Annotated in this window: 18 protein-coding genes and 1 tRNA gene; 1 reads left to right on the top strand and 18 read right to left on the bottom strand. The window is 69.3% G+C overall.

The genetic code is table 11. The features are described 5' to 3' along the window. Positions 1-62: 62 nt before the first annotated feature. Positions 63-1,739, bottom strand: coding sequence for a DUF885 domain-containing protein (locus tag PIR02_17570; protein ID WZH36540.1), 1,677 nt, complete (start codon positions 1,737-1,739; stop codon positions 63-65). A 104-nt stretch (positions 1,740-1,843) separates the two neighbouring features. After that, complete coding sequence (polA, locus tag PIR02_17565; protein ID WZH36539.1) at positions 1,844-4,483, bottom strand: DNA polymerase I; 2,640 nt, start codon at positions 4,481-4,483, stop codon at positions 1,844-1,846. Positions 4,484-4,542: 59 nt separating this feature from the next. On the opposite strand from polA, the gene PIR02_17560 reads away from it, so the two are divergent. Continuing rightward, a complete protein-coding gene (locus PIR02_17560; GenBank protein WZH36538.1) occupies positions 4,543-4,974 on the top strand; it encodes a hotdog fold thioesterase in 432 nt (143 codons plus the stop codon). Between the two features lie 76 nt (positions 4,975-5,050). Here PIR02_17560 and PIR02_17555 read toward each other — a convergent pair whose 3' ends face one another. The 16 genes from PIR02_17555 to rpe all read right to left on the bottom strand — a co-directional run bounded on the left by PIR02_17555 (position 5,051) and on the right by rpe (position 21,727). Next, positions 5,051-5,671 carry a response regulator gene (locus PIR02_17555; GenBank protein ID WZH36537.1) on the bottom strand — a complete coding sequence of 207 codons (621 nt, stop codon included), beginning with the start codon at positions 5,669-5,671 and terminating at the stop codon, positions 5,051-5,053. A gap of 103 nt (positions 5,672-5,774) precedes the next feature. Next, a tRNA-Leu gene (locus PIR02_17550) sits at positions 5,775-5,855 on the bottom strand. 76 nt (positions 5,856-5,931) lie between these two features. Further along, a complete protein-coding gene (gene pyk, locus PIR02_17545; protein WZH36536.1) occupies positions 5,932-7,377 on the bottom strand; it encodes a pyruvate kinase in 1,446 nt (481 codons plus the stop codon). Positions 7,378-7,431: 54 nt separating this feature from the next. Next, the gene (locus tag PIR02_17540) at positions 7,432-8,898 is read right to left on the bottom strand and encodes a glutamate synthase subunit beta (GenBank protein WZH36535.1); all 1,467 of its coding nucleotides are present in this window, start codon (positions 8,896-8,898) and stop codon (positions 7,432-7,434) included. Continuing rightward, a complete protein-coding gene (gltB, locus tag PIR02_17535) occupies positions 8,891-13,468 on the bottom strand; it encodes a glutamate synthase large subunit (protein ID WZH36534.1) in 4,578 nt (1,525 codons plus the stop codon). The genes PIR02_17540 and gltB overlap by 8 nt, the downstream gene beginning before the upstream one ends. Positions 13,469-13,519: 51 nt before the next feature. After that, on the bottom strand, positions 13,520-14,524 hold the full coding sequence (lgt, locus tag PIR02_17530; protein WZH36533.1) for a prolipoprotein diacylglyceryl transferase: 1,005 nt from the start codon (positions 14,522-14,524) through the stop codon (positions 13,520-13,522). A 10-nt stretch (positions 14,525-14,534) separates the two neighbouring features. After that, entirely contained in the window at positions 14,535-15,326 is a 792-nt protein-coding gene (gene trpA, locus PIR02_17525; protein WZH36532.1) for a tryptophan synthase subunit alpha, read from the bottom strand. Next, entirely contained in the window at positions 15,323-16,669 is a 1,347-nt protein-coding gene (trpB, locus tag PIR02_17520) for a tryptophan synthase subunit beta (protein ID WZH36531.1), read from the bottom strand. Before trpB ends, trpA begins: the two co-directional genes overlap by 4 nt. Next, positions 16,666-17,442, bottom strand: a complete 777-nt coding sequence (gene trpC / locus PIR02_17515) for an indole-3-glycerol phosphate synthase TrpC (GenBank protein WZH36530.1) — start codon at positions 17,440-17,442, stop codon at positions 16,666-16,668. The genes trpB and trpC overlap by 4 nt, the downstream gene beginning before the upstream one ends. Before the next feature lie 2 nt (positions 17,443-17,444). Beyond that, complete coding sequence (locus PIR02_17510; protein ID WZH36529.1) at positions 17,445-17,675, bottom strand: hypothetical protein; 231 nt, start codon at positions 17,673-17,675, stop codon at positions 17,445-17,447. Positions 17,676-17,941: 266 nt separating this feature from the next. After that, on the bottom strand, positions 17,942-18,529 hold the full coding sequence (locus tag PIR02_17505) for a Trp biosynthesis-associated membrane protein (protein WZH36528.1): 588 nt from the start codon (positions 18,527-18,529) through the stop codon (positions 17,942-17,944). After that, positions 18,529-18,867: a phosphoribosyl-AMP cyclohydrolase gene (gene hisI / locus PIR02_17500; protein WZH36527.1), complete on the bottom strand. Its 339-nt coding sequence runs from the start codon at positions 18,865-18,867 to the stop codon at positions 18,529-18,531. Before hisI ends, PIR02_17505 begins: the two co-directional genes overlap by 1 nt. Next, positions 18,864-19,628, bottom strand: a complete 765-nt coding sequence (hisF, locus tag PIR02_17495; GenBank protein WZH36526.1) for an imidazole glycerol phosphate synthase subunit HisF — start codon at positions 19,626-19,628, stop codon at positions 18,864-18,866. Before hisF ends, hisI begins: the two co-directional genes overlap by 4 nt. Next, on the bottom strand, positions 19,628-20,470 hold the full coding sequence (gene hisG, locus PIR02_17490) for an ATP phosphoribosyltransferase (GenBank protein WZH36525.1): 843 nt from the start codon (positions 20,468-20,470) through the stop codon (positions 19,628-19,630). The genes hisF and hisG overlap by 1 nt, the downstream gene beginning before the upstream one ends. 46 nt (positions 20,471-20,516) lie before the next feature. Then, on the bottom strand, positions 20,517-20,780 hold the full coding sequence (locus tag PIR02_17485) for a phosphoribosyl-ATP diphosphatase (protein ID WZH36524.1): 264 nt from the start codon (positions 20,778-20,780) through the stop codon (positions 20,517-20,519). Positions 20,781-21,055: 275 nt separating this feature from the next. Continuing rightward, complete coding sequence (gene rpe, locus PIR02_17480) at positions 21,056-21,727, bottom strand: ribulose-phosphate 3-epimerase (protein WZH36523.1); 672 nt, start codon at positions 21,725-21,727, stop codon at positions 21,056-21,058. Between the last annotated feature and the right edge of the window lie 12 nt (positions 21,728-21,739).

Here is a 21,739-nt window from a genome sequence, read left to right as displayed (position 1 = left end):
CGAGGCCCGAACATTCCCCGCGCCGGAGAGGGGCGCCGCTGTCGGCGACGCCCCTGAGCGGTTCAGCCGGATGCCAGGGCCGCCCGGAGCGTGTCGAGGCCGACGCCGCCGATGTCGAGCGCCCGCGTGTGGAACTGCTTCATCGAGAAATCGGCGCCGCGGCGTTCCTGCTCCTCGTCACGGACCTGCTCCCAGATACGCTGGCCGACCTTATAGGCCGGGGCCTGCCCGGGCCACCCGAGATAGCGATTGACCTCGAACCGCACGAACTCCTCGCTCATGTTGACGTTCTTGAGCATGAACGCGAGAGCGTAGTCGTGGTCCCAGACGCCGGTGCCGTCGAGGCGGGGCTTGCCCAGGTGCACGCCGATGTCGAGCACGACACGGGCCGCACGCATACGCTGACCGTCGAGCATGCCCAGACGGTCGGCCGGGTCGTCGAGGTAGCCGAGCTGCTCCATCAGGCGCTCGGCGTACAGCGCCCAACCCTCGGCGTGGCCGCTCGTGCCCGCCAGGAGGCGTCGCCACGAGTTGAGCTGCGCCCGGTTGTAGACGGCCTGGGCGATCTGCAGGTGGTGGCCCGGGACGCCCTCGTGGTAGACCGTCGTGAGCTCGCGCCAGGTGTCGAAGGTGTCGACGCCCTCAGGCACCGACCACCACATGCGGCCGGGGCGGGAGAAGTCGTCGGTCGGTCCGGTGTAGTAGATCCCGCCCTCGTTCGTCGGCGCGATCATGCACTCGAGTTCGCGAATGGGCTCGGCGATGTCGAAGTGGGTCCGGCCGAGCTCCTCCACGGCCTTGTCGCTCGTGCGCTGCATCCACTCCTGGAGGGCTGTGGTGCCGCGGAGCTTGCGCGACTCGTCTTTCTCGAGGAACGCCACGGCCTCCTCGACGCTCGCGCCGGGGAGGATCTCGTTCGCGATCGCCTCCTGCTCGGCGACCATGCGCGCGAGCTCCTCGACGCCCCACTCGTAGGTCTCGTCGAGGTCGATTTCCGCGCCGAGGAATTGGCGCGAGTGCAGCGCGTACATCTCCCGCCCCACCCCGTCTGTCTCGCCCGCGACGGGGGCGAGCTCGGAGGAGAGGAACGCGGCCAGGGCGTCGTAGGCCACCCGCGCGGCGCCGGCGTTCTGGTCGAGCTCGCGCGCGAGCGAGGCCGGAAGCTGCCCCTCCGCGGGAGCGGCGTTGCCGACGAACTCGGCGAAGAAGCCCGTGTCGGCGGTGTAGCGGCCGATCTGTGTGACGACCTCGCTCACTTGGCGGCGGGCGGGGACGATGCCCTCGGAGATCCCGCGCCGGAGCGTCTCGACGTAGCCCTCGACCGCAGCGGGCAGAGCCTTCATGCGCTCCGAGATGGTGGCCCAGTCCTCGACGGTCGCGGTCGGCATGAGGTCGAAGGTGGCGCGGATGTCCTGCGCAGGCGACGCGATGACGTTCAGGTCGCGCAGGTGCGTCTTCGCCTCGTGCTGCTCGATCATGAGGTCGAGCTCGCGGACGAGGTCCATCTTCGTGACCGTGTCGATCGCGTCGACCGGCTCGGCGGCCTCGAGGGCGGCCTTCGTGGCGCGCGCATCGGCGGTGAGGGTCTCGGCACCCTCGGGGCTGTAGTCGCCGAAGCGGCCGTTGTGCTCGTCGCGTCCGATGTAGGTGGCCAGCGTCGGGATGCGCTCGGCCAGGGTGTCGACCCACGCCTCCGCGATCGTGTCGATCGGCGTGGGGGTGCGTTGTGCGTCAGTCATCCTTCGAGCCTAGGGAAGGCGAGACGTCGATGCATCCCGGTGCGCCGCGGGTCGGATGCCGATACGCCCCTGCGCCCGTGGCCCGCATGGACGGACCGTGGCCCTCAGTGCCCCGCTTCGTCCCAGTCGCCTCCGCGCCCGATCTGCACGTCGAGCGGAACGGAGAGCTCCGCCGCGTCGGCCATCCGCGCGCGGACGATCCTCTCCACGGCATCCCACTCGCCCGCGGCGATCTCGACGACGAGCTCGTCGTGGATCTGCAGCAGCACGCGCGAGCGCAGGCCCGCGGATGCCAGTTCGTCGCGGATGCGGAACAGTGCGACCTTCATGATGTCGGCGGCACTGCCCTGGATGGGGGCGTTGAGGGCCGCGCGCTCGGCGTTCTCGCGGAGCACGCGGTTCATGCTCGTGAGGTCGGGGAACGGGCGGCGGCGGCCGAAGATCGTCTCGGTGTACCCGTCTTGACGCGCCTGCTCGACCGAGCCACGCAGATAGTCGCGCACCGCGCCGAAGCGGGCGAAGTACTCGAGCATGAGCTTCTTGGCCTCGGACTGTTCGATGCGCAACTGCTTCGACAGACCGAACGCCGAGAGCCCGTAGACCAGGCCGTACGACATCGCCTTGACCTTCGTCCGCATCGCCGGCGTGACTTCGGACGGCTCGACGCCGAAGACGCGCGCACCGACGAAGCGGTGGAGGTCCTCCCCCGAGTTGAACGCCTCGATCAGTCCCGGGTCGCCGGAGAGGTGCGCCATGATGCGCATCTCGATCTGCGAGTAGTCGGCGGTCAGCAGGGTCTCGTAGCCCTCGCCCACCTCGAACGCGGCGCGGATGCGTCGGCTCTCCTCGGTGCGGATCGGGATGTTCTGCAGGTTCGGATCCGTGCTCGACAGACGCCCCGTCTGGCTGCCGGTCTGCACGTAGGTCGTGTGGATGCGTCCGTCCGGACCGGTCGCCGTGTCGAGGGCATCGATGATCTGCTTGAGCTTCGTCGCTTCGCGGTGCTTCAGCAGCAGATCGAGGAAGGGGTGAGGCGCGCTCTCCTGCAGGTCGGCGAGGGCCGCGGCATCCGTCGTGTACCCGCTCTTGGTTTTGCGTGTCTTGGGCAGCTGCAGCTCGTCGAAGAGCACCTCCTGCAGCTGCTTGGGCGAACCGAGGTTCACCTCGTGCCCGATCGCCGCATACGCGTCGCGCGCGAGGGCATCGGCGCGGGCTCCGAGCTCTGCCGAGAACGTCGCGAGCTTCTCGTGCGACACGGCCACACCGGCGAGCTCCATGTCGGCCAGCGCGGTGAGCGTGGGCAGTTCGATGTCGTCGAGCACCCCGGCCACGCGTTCCGGAAGATCGGCGCGCTGCGCCTCAGCCACCCGACGGATGAACCACGCGAGCTGCCCGGGAGTGGCGCCCTCGGTCTCGGGGACGAGCTGGGTGGGATCGGCCTCGGGCAGCTTCTCGTCGAGGTACCGCTGCACGAGGTCTCCGAGCGTCTTGTCGGGGAAGCTCGGGCGCACCAGCCAGCCGGCCAGGATCACGTCGGACGAGATGCCGCCGAGCGCGATCCCCTCCTTTGCGAGTGCCTTGATCTGAGGCTTGGCGTCGGCCATGACCTTCGGAGCGTCGGATGCCAGCCACGCGGCGAGCCCGTCGCGCACCTCGGGCGTCCACAGGGCTTCGGCCGCCGCATCGGCTCGCGCGAGGCCGATCTGGACGGGGGCTCCGTTCGAGAGCACGAGGGTCAGGCCGACGGCGTCGGGCGATTCCGTCGTCCATGCGGCAAGGGTGTCGGCGTCGAGCACCACCGGCGTGGGTGCCGTGGCCGTGGGGCGTGCCTCTTCGGCGGCGTCGCCCGCATCGCCGCCGAGCGCGTCGAACACGCGTGGCAGCAGGGTGCGGAACTCCAGCCGGGCGAAGATGTCGCGCACGGCCTGGCCGTCGAGCGGTTGCACGGCGAGGTCTGCGGGCCCCACGGGCAGCTCGACGTCGCGGAGGAGGCGGTTGAGCGCGCGGTTGCGCTTGACGCCGTCGAGGTGCTCGCGCAGGTTGTTGCCGACCACGCCGGTCACCTTGTCGGCGTTCTCGAGCAGGGCGTCGAGCGAGCCCCACTGCGTGAGCCACTTCACCGCCGTCTTCTCGCCGACCTTGGGCACGCCGGGCAGGTTGTCGCTCGTCTCGCCGACGAGGGCTGCGATATCCGGATACTGCTCGGGCGGCAGCCCGTACTTGTCGATCACGGCCGCCGTGTCGTAGCGCTTCAGCTGCGACACGCCCTGCACGTTGGGGTACAGCAGCGTCACATCCTCGGTGACCAGCTGGATCGTGTCGCGATCGCCCGAGCACACGAGCACGTCGAACCCCTGAGCCTCGCCCTGGGTGGCGAGGGTGGCCAGGATGTCGTCGGCCTCGAAGTCCTCCTTCGTCAGCACCGGGACGCCCATGGCGCGTAGGCACTCCTGCAGGAGCGGGATCTGACCCTTGAACTCGGCGGGCGACTCGCTGCGGTTGGCCTTGTACTCGGCGTACTCGCGCGTGCGGAAGGACTGACGCGAGGTGTCGAACGCGACCGCGAGGTGTGTCGGCTTCTCCGCCTTCACGAGGTTCACGAACATCGACAAGAAGCCGTAGATGCCGTTGGTGTGCTGGCCGTCCTTCGTCGAGAAGTTGTCGACGGGCAGGGCGTAGAACGCCCGGTAGGCCAGCGAATGGCCGTCGACGACGAGGAGAGTAGGCTTTTCGGCATCCGTCACCCCTCCAGCCTAACGAGGACCACGGACACTCCCCCGGCCCCGGCTCGACGAAGGCGATGATGACCTCCACGACTCCCGACCACCTGTCCGGCCTCGACTGGGCGAAGCAGCGCGGAATGGGCGCTCTCGCCGAGAAGATGGGTCTCGAGTGGGTGGAGTTCACCATCGAGCGGTGCGTGGCGACCATGCCCGTGGAGGGCAACACACAGCCGGTCGGGCTTCTTCACGGTGGCGCCTACGTCGTGCTCGGAGAGTCACTCGGGTCGATGGCCGCGAACCTCCACGCCGGCCCCGGCAGGCTTGCCGTCGGGATCGACATCAACGCGACGCACACGCGCTCGGCGACCTCCGGCGTCGTCACGGGTGTCTGCACGCCCATACACCTGGGGCGCTCGCTCACCGTGCACGAGATCGCGGTCTCCGACGAGCAGGGGCGCCGCTGCTCGACCATCCGCATCACCAACATGATCAAGGACGCGCCGCAAGACTGAGCCGCGCGCCGAACCCCTCACCGCGAACGAAAAATGGATGCCACCTCGGTGGCATCCATTCTTCGAAGAGGTCGCGTCAGCCCTTCTTGGGGGCCAACTGCTCGATGATCGCTTTCGCGACATCCTGCATGGTGAGGCGACGGTCCATCGACGCCTTCTGGATCCAGCGGAATGCCTCGGGCTCGCTCAGCCCCATCTTCTCGTTGAGCAGACCCTTGGCCCGGTCGACGAGCTTGCGGGTCTCGAAGCGCTCGACCATGTCGGCGACCTCGGCCTCGAGCGTGATGATCTGCTCGTAGCGCGCCAGGGCGATCTCGATCGCGGGCAGGAGGTCGTTCGGCGTGAAGGGCTTGACGACGTAGGCCAGGGCCCCGGCCTCGCTGGCGCGCTCGACGAGCTCTTTCTGGCTGAACGCCGTCAGCAGCACGACGGGGGCGATGTGGTTCTTGCTCAGCTTCTCGGCCGCGCTGATGCCGTCGAGCTGCGGCATCTTCACGTCCATGATGACGAGGTCGGGACGCAGCTCGGTCGCCAGCTGGACGGCGGTCTCACCGTCGCCGGCCTCACCGACGACGTCGTAGCCGTTGTCGCGGAGGATCTCGACGATGTCGAGACGGATGAGCGACTCGTCTTCCGCCACGACGACGCGGCGGGGGGCGGCGGGCGCGGAGGCCGGAGCGGCTTCTTGATCAGTCACGTGACCATCCTAGGACTGGGAGGGCGCATCGCCCGCGCGGGGCTCGATGCGATAGGGGGTAAACGATACCGGGCCGACTCCGAAGGAGCCGACCCGTGTGCCGTACCGGTGGTGGGACTCGAACCCACACGTCTTTCGACAGAGCATTTTGAGTGCCCCGCGTCTGCCATTCCGCCACACCGGCAAATGTCGCGTTCCCAACTTACCGGGAGCGAACACGGCGGCGCGCACCGGTGGGCCCGGAGCGCGCCGCCGATCGATCACACGTCCTGGTAACCGGGCGCCGCGCCGTGCACGGCGTCACCCACGCGGTGCACGCGCAGGTCGTTGGTCGAGCCCGCGATTCCGGGAGGGGAACCGGAGATGACCACGACCTTGTCGCCGACCTTCGCGAGGTCGTTGCTGAGCAGGTAGTCGTCGACCTGGAGGAACATCTTGTCGGTGTGAGGCACGTGTTCCACGAGCGTCGAGCGCACACCCCAGGTGAGCGCGAGGCGACGACGGATGCCGGGCTCGGGTGTGAACGCCAGCATCGGGATGGTCGACCGCAGACGCGACATGCGGCGCGCGGAGTCACCCGACTCCGTGAACACGCAGAGGTACTTCGCTTCGACGAAGTCGGCGACCTCGACGGCGGCAAGCGTGATCGCCCCGCCCTGGGTGCGCGGCTTGTTCGTCAGCGGCGCGATGCGCTCGAGGCCGTGCTCCTCGGTCGAGGCGACGATGCGGGCCATTGTCTCGACGACCACGACCGGATAGTCGCCGACGCTCGTCTCGCCCGAGAGCATGACGGCGTCCGCCCCGTCGAGCACGGCGTTGGCGACGTCGGAGGTCTCGGCGCGCGTGGGAACGGGGCTGCTGATCATGGACTCGAGCATCTGCGTCGCGACGATGACGGGCTTCGCCATGCGACGGGCGAGCTCGACGGCACGCTTCTGCACGATCGGAACCGCCTCGAGCGGCAGCTCGACGCCGAGGTCGCCACGGGCGACCATGATGCCGTCGAACGCGTCGATGATCTCTTCGAGGTTGTCGACCGCCTGGGGCTTCTCGATCTTGGCGATGACGGGCACGTAGCGCCCCTCCTCGGCCATGATCTCGTGCACGCGCTCGATGTCTTTCGCGTCGCGGACGAACGACAGCGCGATCAGGTCGGCGCCGGCTTTCAGTCCCCAGCGCAGGTCGGCTTCGTCCTTCTCGCTCAGCGCGGGGACGTTGACGGCGACACCGGGCAGGTTGATGCCCTTGTTGTTCGACACCGGGCCGCCGACGATGACCTCGGTCGTGACGACGGTGCCGTCGGTCTCGACCACACGGACGCGCACTTTGCCGTCGTCGATCAGCAGGTAGTCGCCGGGGCGGACGTCCTGGGGCAGACCCTTGAAGGTCGTGCCGACGATCTCCTTGGTGCCGAGGATGTCTTCGATCGTGATCTTGAAGATGTCGCCGGGGAGCAGCTCGTGGGGGCCGTTCTCGAACTTGCCGAGACGGATCTTCGGACCCTGCAGGTCGACGAGGGCCGCCACGGGGCGACCGGCGTCCTCTGCCGCCTTGCGCACGTTGGCGAAGTTGGCGTCGTGCACGGAGTAGTCTCCGTGGCTCAGGTTGAGGCGGGCGACGTCCACCCCGGCGTCGATGATGGCGCGAACCATCTCATACGACGACGTGGCGGGCCCGAGTGTTGCGACGATCTTGGCGCGTCTCATCCGTTTTCAAGCTCCGTGAGGATTCGGGAAGTGGCCGGATCGGCCCTTGCCAGCTTAGGCGGGCAGCAGGCCGATGGCGACATCGGTCGGGCGCACCGGCGCGGGGAGCACCGTCTCGCCCATGAGGAACGTGTCGACCTCGGCGGCGGCCGCGCGGCCCTCGGCGATGGCCCACACGATGAGGGACTGGCCGCGACCGGCGTCACCGGCGACGAACACCCCCGGCGTCGACGTGGCGTAGGTCGCGTCGCGCTCGACGTTGCCGCGGGAGGTGAACCGCGTGCCGAGCTGATCGCCCAGGTGCTCGCTCTCGGCACCGGTGAAGCCCATCGCGATCAGCACGAGGTCGGCGGGGATCTCGCGCTCGGTCCCGCTCTTGGGCACACGACGTCCGTCGACGTACTCGGTCTCGGCGACGCGCAGGGCGCGCACCTCGCCCGCCGCGTTGCCGAGGAACTCCACCGTCGAGGCGAGGAACGTGCGCTCCCCGCCCTCTTCGTGGGCAGAGGCCATCTCGAAGAGGTTCGGCATCATCGGCCACGGCTGCTCGGCCGGACGCTCCGACGGGGGCTGCTTGCCGATCGCGAGGTTGGTCACGCTCAGCGCGCCCTGGCGATGCGCGGTCCCGATGCAGTCGGCGCCGGTGTCGCCACCGCCGATGACGACGACGTGCTTGCCCTCGACCGTGATCTGCTGCGGGATCTGGTCACCGGCGACGGCCTTGTTGCCCTCGATGAGGTACTCCATGGCGAAGTGGACACCGTCGAGGTCGCGGCCGGGGATGGGGAGGTCTCGCGGCACCGTCGACCCGGTGGCGATCACGACGGCGTCGTAGCGCGCGCGCAGATCGCTCCACGAGATGTCGGTGCCGATCTCGACGCCGGCGCGGAAGCGCGTGCCCTCGGCCTGCATCTGGCGCAGGCGCAGTTCGAGGTGACGCTTCTCCATCTTGAAGTCGGGAATGCCGTACCGCAGGAGTCCACCGATGCGGTCGTCGCGCTCGTACACCGCGACCGTGTGACCGGCGCGCGTGAGCTGCTGCGCCGCCGCGAGGCCCGCGGGTCCGGAGCCGACGACGGCGACGGTCTTGCCCGTCAGACGCTCCGGCGGCTCGGGCTCGACCCAGCCGTTCGAGAACGCCTCGTCGATGATCGAGACCTCGACCTGCTTGATGGTCACCGCGGGCTGGTTGATCCCCAGCACGCAGGAGCTCTCGCACGGCGCCGGGCAGAGGCGGCCCGTGAACTCGGGGAAGTTGTTGGTCGCGTGCAGACGCTCGATCGCCGAGCGCCCCTCGCCCCGCCACGTGAGGTCGTTCCACTCGGGGATCAGGTTCCCGAGCGGGCAGCCCTTGTGGCAGAACGGGATGCCGCAGTCCATGCAGCGCCCGGCCTGGCGACGGATGACGGCCGAATCGCCCGGCTCATAGACCTCTTTCCAGTCCATGATGCGCACGGGCACCGGTCGACGCTTCGGGAGCTCGCGCTCCGTGACTTTCAGAAAGCCCTTCGGGTCAGCCACCCGTCACCTCCAGGATGCGTGTCCAGACGACGTCGCCGTCGGGGTCGAGCCCCTCGGCGACGGCGTCCTGGCGGGTCTGCAGGACCGCGGCGTAGTCGCGCGGCAGGACCCGGACGAAATTGTGCACCTCGGTCTCGAAGTCGTCGGCGAGACGACGGGCCAAGGTGGAGTCGGTCTCCGCGACGTGCTTCTCGAGCAGGTCGCGGAGGATCTCGGCATCCCCCGAACCGAGGGGGCCGAGAACGAGCTCGCCGGATGCCAGTGCCTCACGGTTCACCAGGTCGCGGTCGAGATCGTAGACGTAGGCCTGACCGCCCGACATCCCTGCCCCGAGGTTGCGGCCGGTCTGTCCGAGGATCACGGCGAGGCCGCCGGTCATGTACTCGAGCGCATGATCGCCCACGCCCTCGACGACCGCGGTCGCTCCCGAGTTGCGCACGAGGAACCGCTCGCCCACGACACCGTTGAGGAACATCTGTCCCTGGGTGGCGCCGTAGCCGATGACGTTTCCGGCGATGACGTTCTCGGATGCCGCGAACGTCGATCCGCGCGGCGGCCGGACGACGATCGTGCCGCCCGACAGACCCTTGCCCACGTAGTCGTTCGAGTCTCCCTCGAGGCGCAGCGTGATGCCGGCGGGCATGAACGCACCGAACGACTGTCCGGCCGACCCCGTCAGACGCACGTCGATCGAGCCCTCGGGCAGGCCATGCTCGCCGTGGGCTTTGGTGACGTGGTGGCCGAGCATCGTCCCCACTGCGCGGGCAGTGTTGCGGATGGGCAGGTCGATCGTGATCTGCCCGCCGCGCGCGATGACGTCCTGCGCGCGCTCGATGAGCTGCACGTCGAAGTGCTCGTCGAGCTCGTGGTCCTGGTTGCGGCCGTGACGGCGGGGCTCGTCGTCGGCGAAACGGGGACCCTCGAGGATCGGCGCGAGGTTCAGACCCCGGGCCTTCCAGTGCTCGATCGCGCCATTGACGTCGAGGAGCTCGGTGTGGCCCACGATCTCATCGATCGAGCGGTAGCCGAGGGCGGCGAGGTACTCGCGCACCTCCTGGGCGATGAACTCCATGAAGTTCACGATGTACTCGGCCTTGCCGGTGAAGCGCGAGCGCAGCACGGGGTTCTGCGTCGCGACCCCCACCGGGCAGGTGTCCAGGTGGCAGACGCGCATCATGATGCAGCCCGAGACCACCAGCGGGGCGGTGGCGAAACCGAACTCCTCAGCGCCCAGCAGCGCACCGATGACGACGTCGCGGCCGGTCTTCATCTGCCCGTCGACCTGCACGACGACGCGGTCGCGCATGCCGTTGAGCATGAGCGTCTGCTGCGTCTCGGCGAGGCCCAGCTCCCAGGGTGTTCCCGCGTGCTTGAGGGAGTTCATCGGGCTCGCACCCGTCCCGCCGTCCTGCCCGGAGACGAGGATGACGTCGCTCAGTGCCTTGGCGACACCGGCCGCGACCGCGCCGATGCCCGACTGGCTGACGAGCTTGGTGTGGATACGGGCCTTGGGGTTGGCGCGCTTGAGATCGAAGATCAGCTGCTTGAGGTCTTCGATCGAGTAGATGTCGTGGTGCGGCGGCGGCGAGATCAGGCCCACGCCCGCGGTCGCGTGCCGCGTGCGTGCCACCCAGGGGTACACCTTCGTCGGCGGCAGCTGACCGCCCTCACCCGGCTTGGCGCCCTGGGCGAGCTTGATCTGGATGTCGTCGGCCTCGGTGAGGTACAGGCTCGTCACGCCGAATCGTCCGGATGCCACCTGCTTGATGGCGCTGCGACGGGTCGGGTCGAGGAGACGGTCGACGTCTTCTCCGCCCTCTCCGGTGTTCGACTTGCCGCCGATCTGGTTCATCGCGACGGCCAGCACCTCGTGGGCCTCTTTGGAGATCGAGCCGTAGCTCATCGCTCCGGTCGAGAAGCGCTTGACGATCGCCGACACCGGCTCGACCTCGTCGATCGGCACCGGCGGGCGCACGCCCGTACGCAGGCCGAACAGACCGCGGAGGGTCTTGAGCTCGTGCGCCTGGTCGTCGATGAGCTGCGTGTACTCGCGGAAGATGTCGTAGCGCCGCTCGCGCGTGGCGTGCTGCAGGCGGAACACCGTGTCGGGGTTGAAGAGGTGCGGGGCACCGTCTCGGCGCCACTGGTACTCGCCACCGGTCCACAGGCGCTCGTGTGCCCGGGCGGCCGCGTCCTCGGGGTACGCGTACTCGTGGCGCGCGGCGTTCTCGGCGGCGATGACGTCGAGGCCGACGCCGCCGAGCTTCGACTCGGTCCCGGTGAAGTAGGCCTCGACGAACTCCCGCGACAGGCCGACGGCCTCGAAGACCTGCGCCCCCGCGTACGACGAGACGGTCGAGATGCCCATCTTGGACATGATCTTCAGCACACCCTTGCCGAGCGCGTAGATCAGGTTCTTGACGGCCTTCTCGGGCGTGATCCCGGTGATGAAGCCCGCGCGCACGAGGTACTCGACGGTCTCCATCGCGAGGTACGGGTTGACCGCCGACGCGCCGTAGCCGATGAGCGTGGCCACGTGGTGGACCTCGCGGACGTCGCCGGCCTCGACGACGAGACCGACCTTCATGCGGGTCTCGTTGCGGATGAGGTGGTGGTGCACCGCGGCGAGCATGAGCAGCGACGGGATCGGCGCGAGGTCTTTGTTGGAGTCGCGGTCGCTGAGCACGATGAACTCGGCGCCGTCTTCGATGGCCTGGTCGACCTCGGAGCACATTTGGGCGATGCGCTTCTGCATGCCCTTGTGTCCGGCCTCGACGCGGTAGAGCCCGCGGATGGTCACCGACGACCGACCCCGCAGCGCGGTGTCGATGTGCTGGATCTTCGCCAGCTCGTCGTTGTCGATCACGGGGAAGTCGAGGGTCACGGTGCGCGTGTGCTCGGGACCCCAGTCGAGGAGGTTCCGCTCGGGTCCGAGGCCGAGCGACAGCGAGGTCACGACCTCTTCGCGGATCGAGTCCAGCGGCGGGTTCGTCACCTGCGCGAACTGCTGCGAGAAGTAGTCGAACAGCAGGCGAGGACGGTCGCTGAGCACCGCGACGGGAGCGTCACTGCCCATCGCTCCCAGGGGCTCGGCCCCACCCTGACCCATCGGGGTCAGCAGGAGACGCACCTCTTCTTCGGTGTAGCCGAAGGTGCGCTGGCGGCGCGTGATCGAGGCGATCGGGTGCACGATGTGCTCGCGCTCCGGCAGTTCGCTGAGCTTGACGCGACCAGCGTCCACCCATTCCTGCCACGGCTCGAGGGCGGCGAGGCTCGCCTTGATCTCTTCGTCTTCGACGATCCGGCGCTCCGCCGTGTCGACGAGGAACATGCGACCGGGCTGGAGGCGCCCGCGGCGCTTGATGCGCTCGGGCGCGAAGTCGAGCACGCCGGTCTCCGAGCCGATCACGACGAGTCCGTCGGTGGTCTCGGTCCAGCGGCCGGGGCGCAGGCCGTTGCGGTCGAGGGTGGCGCCGACGAGCGTCCCGTCGGTGAAGATGAGCGCGGCGGGGCCGTCCCAGGGCTCCATCTGCATGGAGTGGTAGTCGTAGAAGGCGCGGAGATCCGGGTCGATCGTCGCCTGCTTCTCGTACGCCTCGGGGACCATCATCATGATCGCGTGCGGGAGGCTGCGCCCCGTCAGGGTGAGGAGCTCGAGCACCTCGTCGAAGGATGCCGAGTCGCTCGCCCCCTCGGTGCAGATGGGGAGCAGCGGACGGACGTCGCCGATCAGCTCGGACTCGAGCTGGGACTGGCGCGCGCGCATCCAGTTGCGGTTGCCCTTGACCGTGTTGATCTCGCCGTTGTGTGCGAGCATGCGCAGCGGCTGCGCGAGGGGCCACGACGGGAACGTGTTGGTCGAGTAGCGCGAGTGCACGACGGCGAGTTCGGAGGCGAAGCGCTCGTCCTGCAGGTCGGGGTAGAACGGCTCGAGCTGGAGCGTGGTGACCATGCCCTTGTAGCCGAGCGTGCGGCTCGACAGCGACACGAAGTAGGCGTCGAGCTCGTGGCGGGCGCGCTTGCGGAGCCGGTAGACCCGGCGGTCGAGCGCGATGCCTGACAGCGCCGGCTGGTCGCCGGCAGCGGGGCGCGAGACGAACAGCTGCTCGAAGGCAGGACGCGCCTCGAAGGCGAGCTTGCCCAGGTTGTCGGGCTCGGTCGGTACTTCGCGCCAGCCGAGGACCTCGAGGTTCTCGTGACGTGCGATCTCCTCGATGCCCGTCTTCATGGCGGTGCGCTCGTCATGGCCCAGCGGAAGGAACACCATTCCCGCCGCGTACTCCCCCACCGTGGGGAGGTCGAAGTCGACGACCTCGCGGAGGAAGGCATCCGGCATCTGCGTCAGGATGCCGGCGCCGTCACCGGTACCGGCGTCGGAGCCGATGGCCCCGCGGTGCTCGAGGTTGCGCAGCGCTGTCAGCGCCAGGTCGACGATGTCGTGACCGGCTTCGCCGCGGAGAGTCGCGACCATGGCGAGGCCACAGGCGTCTTTCTCGAACGACGGGTCGTACATTCCCTGTCGGGCCGGGAACGTGCCTCCGACGGTGTCGGAACGCAGGCTGGAAGCCATATCAACCGTCCTCACGTTGATGCTTCGGATGGGACGACGTCGGCCCAGATGTTAGTTCGTGGCGGGGCTGCTTGTGGCGCTGGTGCCGACGGTGTCGCTCGTCGCGGGCGGCTCGCTCACGTCGACGAAGTCAGAGGGGTCGGTTGAGTCTACAGCCCCCGGAGCCGTGGACTCGCGTCCCGGCACGTACGGCGAGGGCTCGAGGCCGTGGTGGCGGCGCGACTGGACGACGAAGATGACGATGCCGAGCACGACCCCGAGGATCGCGGCCCACACGTTCGTGCGGAGGCCCAGGATGATGTCGCTCGGGTCGACGCGGATCGACTCCCAGACGATACGCCCGGCGGAGTACCACACGAGGTAGATGGCGAACTGCTTGCCCCACTGCAGGGCGAAGCGCTTGCCGACCCAGAGGATGACGGCCGCACCCAGCAGGTTCCAGATCACCTCGTACAGGAACGTGGGGTGGAAGAGGGTTCCCGCCGGCAGTCCGACCGGGATCGCGGGGTTGCCCGGAGCGATCTCGAGGCCCCATGGCAGGTCGGTCGGCTGACCGAAGAGCTCCTGGTTGAACCAGTTTCCGAATCGACCCATGGCCTGGGCGATGATGAGACCCGGAGCCAGCGCGTCGGCGAAGGTCCAGAATCGGATGCCGGTCCACTTGCAGCCGAGGATCGCTCCGATCGCACCGCCGATGAGCGCGCCGTAGATCGCGATGCCGCCCTCCCAGATGGCCCACACCGAGCCGGGCTGGGTGATGTTCCACGGGTTGGATCCGGGGCCGAAATAGAAACCGGCGTGCGTGGCCACGTGGTAGATCCGCGCGACCACGATGGCCAGCGGCACCGCCAGCAGGCAGATGTCGATGACGACCCACTTCTCCGCACCGCGACGCGTCAGGCGCGCGTTCGTGAGGAGGATGGCGACGACGATGCCCGCCACGATGCACAAAGCGTAGAAGTGGATGCGGAGCGGACCGAGATCGACGTAGGAGATCGTCGGGCTCGGGATGCTGGCGAGCACGCCGGAGGCGGCGCTCGAGAGGGCGAACGTCATGCGAAAGAGTCTAGGCGCGCTGCGCCGTGCCCGCGGACAGCTCCCGCGCGAGCGTGGACAGTCCCTCGACGCCCCCGTCGCGCAGTGCCTTGACCAGGGCGGTGCCCACGATCGCGCCGTCGGCGTATTCGACGACACCGGCCACCTGCTCGGCGTTCGAGATGCCGATTCCCACGCACGCGTGCTCGGCGCCGTGCGCGCGCAAGCGCTCCACGAGTCCCCGGGCTGCGGCATCCAGTTGCGCGCGCTTCCCCGTGATGCCCATCGTGGACACGGTGTAGACGAAGCCGGTCGATGCGCGGACGATCATGTCGAGCCGCTCGTCGGTGGAGGTCGGGGCCGCGAGGAAGATCCGGTCGAGGCCGGTGCGTTCGCTCGTCGCGATCCACGCCGATGCGGCGTCCGGGGTGATGTCGGGCGTGATCAGCCCCGCTCCCCCGGCGGCCACGAGTTCGTCGGCGTACCGGTCGACGCCGTACTGCTCGACGAGGTTCCAGTACGTCATCACGAGGACGGGGACGTCGGTGCGCGCGGTCACCTCGCGGATGATCGTGAACAGGTCACGCATGCGGAAACCGTTGGCGAGAGCCGTCTGGGTGGCCTCCTGGATGATCAGGCCGTCCATGACCGGATCGCTATAGGGAGGTCCGAGCTCGATGACGTCGGCCCCGGCTTCCGCCAGGGCGACGACGGCCTCGATGCTGGTGGCCACGTCGGGGAACCCGGCGGGCAGGTACCCGACGAACGCTCCTCGGCCCTCGGCGTGCGCCGCGTCGATCGCGGCGGAGACGCGAGAGGTCACAGTTCGACCCCCGCGCCGCTGGCGGCATCCGGAGCCGGCGTCACGTCGACCGGTGAGCCGTCCGCCGACGCGACGGCGGCCGCCGCCTCCGTCTGGGCGGCGCCGGGCTCCGCGGGAGCGTGCTCGGCGTCGTAGAGATCGAAGTAGCGGGCGGCGGTGTCCATGTCCTTGTCGCCGCGGCCCGACAGGTTCACCGCGATGACGGCATCCGGGCCCAGCTCCCGACCGATGCGCAGCGCCCCGGCCAGAGCATGGGCGGACTCGATCGCCGGGATGATCCCTTCCGCGCGAGACAGCAGACGCAGGGCCTGCATGGCCTCGTCGTCGGTCGCCGGGATGTACTGCGCGCGACCGATGTCGGCGAGCCACGCGTGCTCGGGCCCGACACCCGGGTAGTCGAGACCGGCCGAGATCGAGTGCGACTCGGTGGTCTGGCCGTCTTCGTCCTGCAGGACGTAGGTCCGCGCGCCGTGGAGGACTCCGGGGCGGCCACGCTCGATGGAGGCCGCGTGCTGGGGGGTGTCGACGCCGTCGCCTGCCGCCTCGACGCCGTAGAGCGCGACACCCTCGTCGTCGAGGAACGCGTCGAACATGCCGATCGCGTTCGACCCGCCGCCCACGCACGCGAAGACGGCGTCGGGGAGGCGTCCGAGACGCTCGAGGAACTCGGCGCGCGTCTCCTCGCCGATGATCTTCTGGAAGTCGCGGACCATCGCCGGGAACGGGTGGGGGCCGGCGGCCGTGCCGAAGATGTAGTTGGTCGTCTCGACCGAGGCGACCCAGTCGCGGTATGCCTCGTTGATGGCGTCCTTCAGCGTGCGCGATCCGGTGGTGACCGGGACGACCTCTGCGCCGAGCAGGCGCATGCGGGCGACATTGAGCGCCTGGCGCTCGGTGTCGACCTCGCCCATGTACACGACGCAGTCCAGTCCGAAGAGGGCCGCGGCGGTCGCTGTGGCCACGCCGTGCTGGCCGGCGCCCGTCTCGGCGATCACACGGGTCTTGCCGAGGCGCTTGGTGAGCAGGGCCTGGCCGAGGACGTTGTTGATCTTGTGCGAGCCCGTGTGGTTGAGGTCTTCGCGCTTGAGGAAGACGCGGGCGCCCCCGGCGTGAGCGGCGAATCGCGGCACCTCCGTGAGGGCCGAGGGCCGGCCGGCGTAGTCGCGCAGCAGCGCGGTCAGCTCGGCGTGGAAGGCGGGGTCGGCCATCGCGGACTCGTAGACGCCGGTGAGCTCGTCGATGGCCGCGATGAGCGATTCGGGCATGTACCGGCCGCCGAAGTCGCCGAAGAACGGCCCCTTCTGATCGCGCAGGCTCGTGGTCTCGGTGCTCGGGGTGGTCATGACGTCTCCTGGAGGAACGCGCGGAGCGTGGCGACGGGGTCGCCGGTGACGAGGGCTTCGCCGACGAGCACGACGTCCGCGCCGGCAGCACGGTAGTGGGCGACGTCCGCGGGGGCGAGCACGGCCGATTCGGCGATCTTGATGGCGTCGGTCGGGAACCGGTCCACGAGTGAGCCGAACAGGTCGCGGTCGAGCTCGAAGGTCGAGAGGTTGCGGGCGTTGACGCCGATGAGCTTCGCGCCCAGCTGCGAGGCGCGCTCGAGCTCGTCCGCCGAGTGCGTCTCGACGAGGGCCGTCATTCCCAGGTCGGTGACGAGCCCGTAGAGCTCGGTCAGGGTCTTCTGGTCGAGCGCGGCGACGATCAGCAGGACGAGATCGGCACCCGAGGCGCGGGCCTCCAGCACCTGGTACGGCGTCGCGATGAAATCCTTGCGCAGCACGGGCACGCTGACCGCCGCACGCACGGCTTCGAGGTCGGCGAGACTGCCCTTGAACTTCCGGCCCTCGGTCAGCACCGAGATCGCGGACGCCCCTCCCTCTTCGTACAGGCGAGCCTGCCGCGCGGGGTCGGGGATGGCGGCGAGATCGCCGCGCGAGGGGCTCGCGCGCTTGACCTCGGCGATGATCTTCACCCGATCGGCGGGCGCCAGCATCGCCAGAGCGTCGCGCGCGGGCGTCTGCGCGAGGGCATCGCGCTCGACCTCGGCGAGCGGCCGCGTCTGCGCGCGCTTCTCGGCGTCTTCTACCGCTCCGGCCGTGAGATCGGCCAGCACGATCAGTGAGCCTTCGACTGGTACTTGTCGCCGTTGGCGCCGTAACCGGCCTTGCTCATGGCCCAGCCGACGATCGCCCCGACGACGAGCAGACCCACCGACGCCCACACGAGCACGGGCATGTCGAGCCAGAAGAACAGCGTTCCGAGCGTGAACGCGAGCAGCATGATGATCACGGCCGTCCAGGCGGCGGGCGAGTGTCCGTGGCCGGGGTCACCGATGGGGTTGCTCATGGGGCTCCTTACAGTTGCGCGCGGGCGCAGGGGAAAGCGTCAGGTCAGTCTATCGAAGCGCGAGGGCGGGGCTGGCGCGGATGCCTCGACGTCGCGACGATGTCCTCGACGTCGGCCGTGCCGTCATACGGAGATCACCGCGCACACGCCGTGTGCCGGGGCGGTGGACCGGTCTGTCGGCCGTGAACTCCGCAGGACGACTCGCGGCACCACGGCTCGCGGCGCGCGACTGTGCGCACGAACGCGGGGCCCAGACGGGTGAAGCCTCAGGCCGTCGGGTCGTCGCCGCGCGACAGGTCGTCCCACGAATCGATCGCGTCATGCGGACGGGAGGCGTCGCCGGCGGCGTCGGCCGTCGTGCGGTACTTCCGACCCGCGCTCGACCCCCAGCGTCGCGCGGTCACCAGGGTGAACACGGCGGCTGCGGCGAGCACGACCTGGGCGAGCAGCGTGATCGCGGGCCACGGGGTCAGTGAGAGGCTCGAGACGAGATCGCCGACGGCATCCACTCCTGAGATCCCGGTCGCCTCGGTCACTGTCGCGGCAGTCGCCGATACGGGCGCGGCGAAGATGATCTGCGCGCTCCCGAAGCCGATGAGGGCCGCGATCGCGAGGCCGAGGGCGCCGAAGACGTAACGCACCACGGGACCGGCGATCGACAGCGCGGCACCGAGGGCCAGCGCGGCCAGGCTCAGCGGGGTGAGCACGGGGAGCGCGTCGGAGCCGGGCACGGCGAGCGTCTGCTGCGCACCGTCGTTGAGGGTGACGTCGATCCACGTCTGTGTCGAGCCGATCACGCCGATCGCCCCGGCGAGGAGCATCGCGACGACCGCCAGTGAGCGGGGGCGTCGCATCAGCGCTCCCCCACGACCGGGTGCAGGTCGTCGGCGTCGAAGCACGTGTGGTCGCCGGTGTGGCACGCGGCGCCGATCTGGTCGACCTCGATGAGCAGCGTGTCGCCGTCGCAGTCCAGGCGCGCGCCCTTGACGAGCTGGATGTGCCCCGAGGTGTCGCCCTTGCGCCAGTACTCCTGGCGCGAGCGCGACCAGAAGGTCACGCGGCCGCTCGTAAGCGTGCGGTTCAGGGCCTCGGCATCCATCCACCCCACCATGAGCACCTCGCGCGAGTCGAACTGCTGGATGACCGCGGTCACGAGTCCACGATCGTCGTACTTCACACGGTCGACGCTCATCGGCGCACCTCGATCCCTTCGGCGGCCAGGGCGTCCTTCACCTGTCCCACGGTCAGCTGACCGGAGTGGAAGACGGATGCCGCGAGCACCGCGTCGGCACCTGCTTGGATCGCCGGAGCGAAGTGCTCAAGGGCGCCCGCGCCGCCGGAGGCGATGACCGGCACCGCGGCGACCTGGCGCATCAGACGGACGAGCTCGAGGTCGAAGCCCTGCTTGGTGCCGTCGGCGTCGATCGAGTTGACCAACAGCTCACCGGCTCCACGCTCCACGGCTTCGCGCGCCCACTCGAGCGCGTCGAGCGTCGTCTCGGTGCGGCCGCCGTGCGTGGTCACGACGAAGCCCGAGGGCGTGGATGCCGCGCGCTTGACGTCGAGCGAGAGCACGACGACCTGCGCGCCGAAGCGGTCGGCGATCTCGTCGATCAGCGCCGGACGGGCGATCGCGGCGGAGTTGACGCCGATCTTGTCGGCACCGACCGCGAGCAGGCGTGCGACGTCGTCGCTCGAGCGCACTCCCCCGCCCACGGTGAGGGGGATGAAGACCTGCTCGGCCGTGCGGCGGACGACGTCGTACGTCGTCGAGCGCTCGTCGACCGTCGCGGTGACGTCGAGGAAGGTGACCTCATCGGCGCCCTGGTCGAAGTACAGCTTCGCGAGCTCGACCGGGTCGCCCATGTCGCGCAGGTCGAGGAAGTTGACGCCCTTCACGACGCGGCCCGCAGCGACGTCGAGGCACGGGATGACGCGACGCGCGAGGGTCATCAGAGCCTCGCGGCGAGGATCTCGGTGACGAGGATCGCTCGCGCGCCGATCGCGTACAGCTCGTCCATGACGCGGTTGACGTCGCGGCGCGGGCTCATGATGCGCACGGCCACCCACTCGGGGTCGCGCAGCGGCGAGATCGTCGGGGACTCGAGGCCCGGGGCGACGGCGATCGCCCGGTCGACGAGGTTCGCGGGCAGGTCGTAGTCGACGAGCACGTACTTCCTCGCCGCCAGGACGCCGCGCAGGCGCCGCAGCAGCGTCTCGGTGCCGTCGACCTCGTTCGGACCCGAGATCAGGACGGCGTCGCTTTCGAGGAGGACGGGACCGAAGATCTCGAGCCCCGCCTGGCGCAGCGTCGTACCGGTCGAGACGACGTCGGCGACGGCATCCGCGACTCCGAGCTGCACAGCGGATTCGACCGCGCCGTCCAGCGGCACGATGTCGACGGCGATGCCACGCTCGTCGAGGAACGCATCGACCAGACCCGGATAGGCGGTGGCGACGCGGAGCCCCTGCAGGTCCTGAACGTCGGTGAAGCGGCCGGGGCGCCCGGCGAAGCGGAACGTGGAACCGGCGAAGCCGAGCGACTCGACCTCACGGGCGCCGGGCATCCGAGCATCCAGGAGCAGGTCACGCCCGGTGATCCCCACATCGAGCGCGCCGGAGCCGACGTAGGTCGCGATGTCGCGGGGACGGAGATAGAAGAACTCGACCTCGTTGACAGGGTCGACGGTGTACAGGTCTTTCGAGTCGCGTCGTCCGGTGTATCCGGCCTCCGAGAGCATCTCGGCGGCGGTCTCGGCGAGCGACCCCTTGTTCGGCACGGCGATGCGCAGCATGACGGGGGCTTTCGTGTTGAAGGGAGCTGGGGGTGGAGAGTGCGGCTCAGAGATGTCGGTAAACGTCTTCGAGCGTCAGGCCCTTCGCGAGCATGAGCGTCTGCAGGTGGTAGAGCAGCTGCGAGATCTCCTCGGCGGCCGCGGCGTCGGACTCGTACTCGGCGGCCATCCACACCTCGGCGGCCTCTTCGACGATCTTCTTGCCGATGGCGTGCACGCCCGCATCGAGCTGCGCGACGGTGCCGGACCCCTCGGGTCGCTCGACGGCCTTGGCGCTGAGTTCCGCGAACAGGTCGTCGAAGGTCTTCACCCCTCCAGGGTATCGGGTCGGCGGGGGTGGGGCTGTCGCGGGGGTGGTGCGGGTGGGACTGCCGCGCGGGTGGTGCGGGTGGGGCTGTCACGGGGGTAGGGGACGCGGGGCGGGCTGCCCGCCGTGAGGCTCGGCGGCGGTGGGGCGACACGCGGGGCTTTGCACGCATAAACGCTTCTCGCGCCCATAAACGCGAGGAGAGCGCGTTTATGCGCGTGGATCGCGTTTATGCGTGGATTTCGGCGGGCGCGGCGGGTTCGGCGAGCGCGCGCAGCTCAGTGGCGGTGGCGCGATGCCGTGGAGCGGAGCGACTGGATCGCGCGGTCGGGGTCGTCGGCGCCGAACACGGCGGAGCCGGCGACGAACGTGTCGGCCCCGGCCTCGGCGGCCTGGCCGATCGTGGACTCGCCGATGCCGCCGTCGACCTGCAGCCACACACTCGACCCGCGGCGTCTGGCTTCGTCGGCCAGGGCACGGAGCTTCGGCATCGTCTCGGGCATGAACGACTGGCCGCCGAACCCGGGCTCGACGGTCATGACGAGGATCTGATCGAACTCGTTCAACGAGTCGAAGAGGTTCTCGACCGGGGTGTCGGGCTTCACGGCGACCCCGGCACGCGCCCCGATGGCGCGCAGTCGCCGTGCGAGCGCGACCGGTGAGGCCGCGGCCTCGAGGTGGAAGGTGACGGATGCCGCCCCGAGCTCGGCGTAGGCCGGAGCCCAGCGGTCGGGGTCGTCGATCATGAGGTGCACGTCGAGCGGCACCGGGCTCGTCTCCTGGATGCGCGCGACCATCTGCGGACCGAAGGTGAGGTTGGGCACGAAGTGGTTGTCCATCACGTCGACGTGCACGAAGTCGGCGCCCGCGATGCGCGCGAGCTCGGCCTCCATGTTCACGAAGTCGGCGGCGAGGATGCTCGGGTTGATGCGCGGGGCGTCGGTAGGCACCCGACCATTATG

This window comes from Microbacterium enclense, from assembly GCA_038182865.1.
Lineage (GTDB): Bacteria > Actinomycetota > Actinomycetes > Actinomycetales > Microbacteriaceae > Microbacterium > Microbacterium enclense_B.
The sequence above is the reverse complement of the archived record's forward strand: the minus strand, read 5'-3'. Positions and strand labels throughout refer to the sequence as shown.